This is a genomic window from Streptomyces sp. NPDC059900, assembly GCF_050270335.1.
Taxonomy (GTDB): domain Bacteria; phylum Actinomycetota; class Actinomycetes; order Streptomycetales; family Streptomycetaceae; genus Streptomyces.
Window position 1 is genome coordinate 1 of the sequence record NZ_JBNNJZ010000813.1, and the last position, 2,838, is coordinate 2,838.

Annotated in this window: 3 protein-coding genes; 1 reads left to right on the forward strand and 2 read right to left on the reverse strand. The window is 71.3% G+C overall.

What is annotated here, in order from left to right; translation table 11 throughout:
• Positions 1 to 54: 54 nt before the first annotated feature.
• Positions 55 to 621: a TetR/AcrR family transcriptional regulator gene (locus ACQKIP_RS44325; protein WP_365863607.1), complete on the forward strand. Its 567-nt coding sequence runs from the start codon at positions 55 to 57 to the stop codon at positions 619 to 621.
• Positions 622 to 704: 83 nt separating this feature from the next.
• Here ACQKIP_RS44325 and ACQKIP_RS44330 read toward each other — a convergent pair whose 3' ends face one another.
• Together ACQKIP_RS44330 and ACQKIP_RS44335 are read right to left on the reverse strand one after the other, a co-directional pair.
• Entirely contained in the window at positions 705 to 1,766 is a 1,062-nt protein-coding gene (locus ACQKIP_RS44330; protein ID WP_365863605.1) for a DUF6461 domain-containing protein, read from the reverse strand.
• 285 nt (positions 1,767 to 2,051) lie between these two features.
• A complete protein-coding gene (locus tag ACQKIP_RS44335; RefSeq protein ID WP_365863603.1) occupies positions 2,052 to 2,684 on the reverse strand; it encodes a DUF2461 family protein in 633 nt (210 codons plus the stop codon).
• Positions 2,685 to 2,838: the final 154 nt, after the last annotated feature.

The window sequence follows — 2,838 nt, forward strand, 5'->3', positions numbered from 1 at the left end:
CTATAGGGAGGGCCGCCCCTAAACGCAAGACCTGACTGCGTTAAGGTGGGCGGCATGAACGAGCGACAACCGGCCCGCCGCCCCGGCGGACGCAGCGCCCGCGTCGGCGCGCAGGTGCACCAGGCCGTCATCGAGCTGATCAGCGAGCGCGGCTACGGCAACTTCACCGTCGGCGAGATCGCAGCCCGCGCGGGCGTGGCCGACAGCAGCATCTACCGCCGGTGGGGCAGCCTGGAAAACCTGCTCACCGACGCCGCGCTCGCGCGCCTCAACGCGCAGTCACCGATGCCCGACACCGGGAGCATCGCCGGCGACCTGCACGCCTACGCGGCCCAGGTGGCCCGGGAGATCACCGGGCCCGACGGCCTGCTGCTGGTACGCCTGGCCGTCGCGCTGTCGGACGACGGCCAGGAGGGCCTGAGGGCGAGCGACGAACTCCGCGCCGACCGCACCCGGCAACTGCAGTCCATGCTCGACCGCGCCCGCGAACGCGGCGAACAGGCACCCGACGCGCTGGACGTGCTGGACCACATCCTGGCCCCCATGTACATCCGCGTCCTGTTCGGCATCGTCCCGCTCACGCCGGACTACATCGACGGGCTGGTCGACCGCCTGCTGTGATCCCCACCCCGGACCCCGGGGCCCGGCCCGCCGTCCGGGCCTCGGGCAACGGGCTCTGACGCTGCGGTGTTCGGCTGCTTGGGTCAGGCCGCTCTGTGCGCCGCGTTGTGCAGGTGCGAGACCATCCAGAACTCCTCGACGCGCGCGCCCTCCCCGGTCATCGCCGTGACCAAGGAGCTGAGGATGTCCGGCAGGCCGTCCGCCGGGGTGGGCAGATGGGCCGCGAGGCACCGGGCGAGGACACTGAAGACGATGGCCTGGCGGAAGACGAGGTGGGAAGGGCGTTCCCACTCGGGCTCGAACTCGTCCGGCTCGCCGACCAGAAGCGCCCGGGCCCGGCGCAGCGCTTGGTCGTGGGCGGCAGTGAGGTCCTCGTGCAGCCGCACTCTCGCGGCGGCCGGGAGAGCGGCGGCTGCAAGCGCTGCTACGGCCAGCGGGTGTTCGCGCAGGTCGGCATGGGTGAGGGCCAGGTCCAGGGCGTGGCGCCGCATCGGCCCCAGCAGCGAGGGCCCCAGGCCGTCCAGATAGCCGATGAAGGGCTCCCGCCTGAGCAGGGGCGAGTCAATGAGCGCCTGCCCCAGCAGGTACTGCGGCACCCGCGTGATCTCCACCGCGCGGTGCGGGCCGCGTACCCAGGCGCCGTCGAATCGCGCACCGGTCGCGCGCTCGACAGCCGCCAGGCCCACGCCCCACAGGTCGTCATCGTCTTCCAGGTCCAGGCCCTGCAACAGGGGCTGCCAGGCGTCGGGGCGCGCGCCGAATCTGTGCTCGGGCGCCAGCATTTCGAATGCGGAGGAGATCAGCCCGTCCTCGGCCAGGCTCAGTCGGGAGACCGCGTTGACGTTCCAGTAGGCACTGGCGGTGCGGCCCTGCCGGGAGAGCGGGCGCAGCACCTCCTCGCGAGACCCCTGATAGTTGTTGTTCTCCACGACGACGACGGCAGGACCTGACCGGGAGACCAGGATCAGATCCCCGTCGTAGTGCTCGCCCAGTTCCTCCAGCCGCAGGGGGCGGCACTGCTCGGGGCTGCCGCCGAAGAGACGGATGACGGCGTCCTCGTCGCCGCCGTGCACCGCTGTGAACGTGGCCGCCTGGTCGAGTCCCAAATCGGCGAGCAGGCCGTGGAGGTGCCGGGGTGAGGTCATGCGGGAATTGTCGCTCCCGCCACTGACAGCCGGGGGTTCCCGGACGTGTCTGAGTTTCCGCGGGAGGCAGGGCGGCCATGGCTTGCCGCCCGGCACTTCACCTCCCCGTCGCGGGGGCGAAGTCGGCAGCCCCCTTGTCGTGCCGCGCGCCGCGAACACGGCGCAGAGCCCCCGGACGACACCGACCCTCGCTGAGCACGGGCGAACACAGGCGTTCGCCCGGTGGCCCCTCGGCCCCGCGCTTGTGTGCGGCCAGAGCGGACGGTGGTGAGGCCGGCGGCCGCCTCAGGTGGTTCGCTTGACGTGGCGGACGAGCCACATCAGCAGGGCGTCCAGGTCGCCGGCGGCGGTGAGGACCCGATCGGCTGCCGCGGGGGTGTGCAGCCACTCCTCGCAGCCCAGGGGACGGGCAGCGATCAGAGAACGGTGGCGCAGCAGGTGCGAACGGGAGTGGTCCGTCGGGTAACCGCGCGGCGGGCGTTTCATCATGTCCCCGGAGACGTCATAGCCCTTCGCCTGCACGTCCTCGAGGATGGCGGACAGTTCGCGACCGCTCGCCTCGGCGGCCACGGCCTTGCGGAACATGTCCACCTGGCCGGGGTCGGGATACCACCAGGCGCCCTGGATGTGCAGGCCGTCCAGATCGAACCGGAGATTGATCTCGATTTTGCGGCCGAAGCGGATCACCGCGCTCTGGTGCTGCCACCACCAGGAGTTGGTGCGGTAGTGCCAGACGGAGAAGTCCTGGTAGCGGGGGTCGGCGTCCGCGACCTCGTTGAGCAGGTCGATCATGGGCTGTCGGACCAGGCGCTCGCGGTCCGCGCGATAGCGCTCGCGGGTCGCGTGGGCCGGTTCGCCCTGGAGTTGCCACAACACGTCCATGGCCTGCTCCGGCCAGCCGGTGAACTGTCCGCGCATGCGGGCAGATTAGCTCACGCAAGGGCCGCGCGGGCAGCGAGGCGGGCAGCCCGGTGTAACTCCGGTCCCCGGAGCAGCCGGGAGAGGTCGCGTCCCACGTAGTGGTGTAGAGATGCGGACTTGAGAACTCCGCAGGTCCTGCCGACGGTGGGGC

Excerpts from the sequence above, each read along its gene's own strand:
- ACQKIP_RS44325 (WP_365863607.1), top strand. The coding sequence starts at position 55 with ATGAACGAGCGACAACCGGCCCGCCGCCCCGGCGGACGCAGCGCCCGC.
- ACQKIP_RS44330 (WP_365863605.1), bottom strand. The coding sequence starts at position 1,766 with ATGACCTCACCCCGGCACCTCCACGGCCTGCTCGCCGATTTGGGACTC.
- ACQKIP_RS44335 (WP_365863603.1), bottom strand. The coding sequence starts at position 2,684 with ATGCGCGGACAGTTCACCGGCTGGCCGGAGCAGGCCATGGACGTGTTG.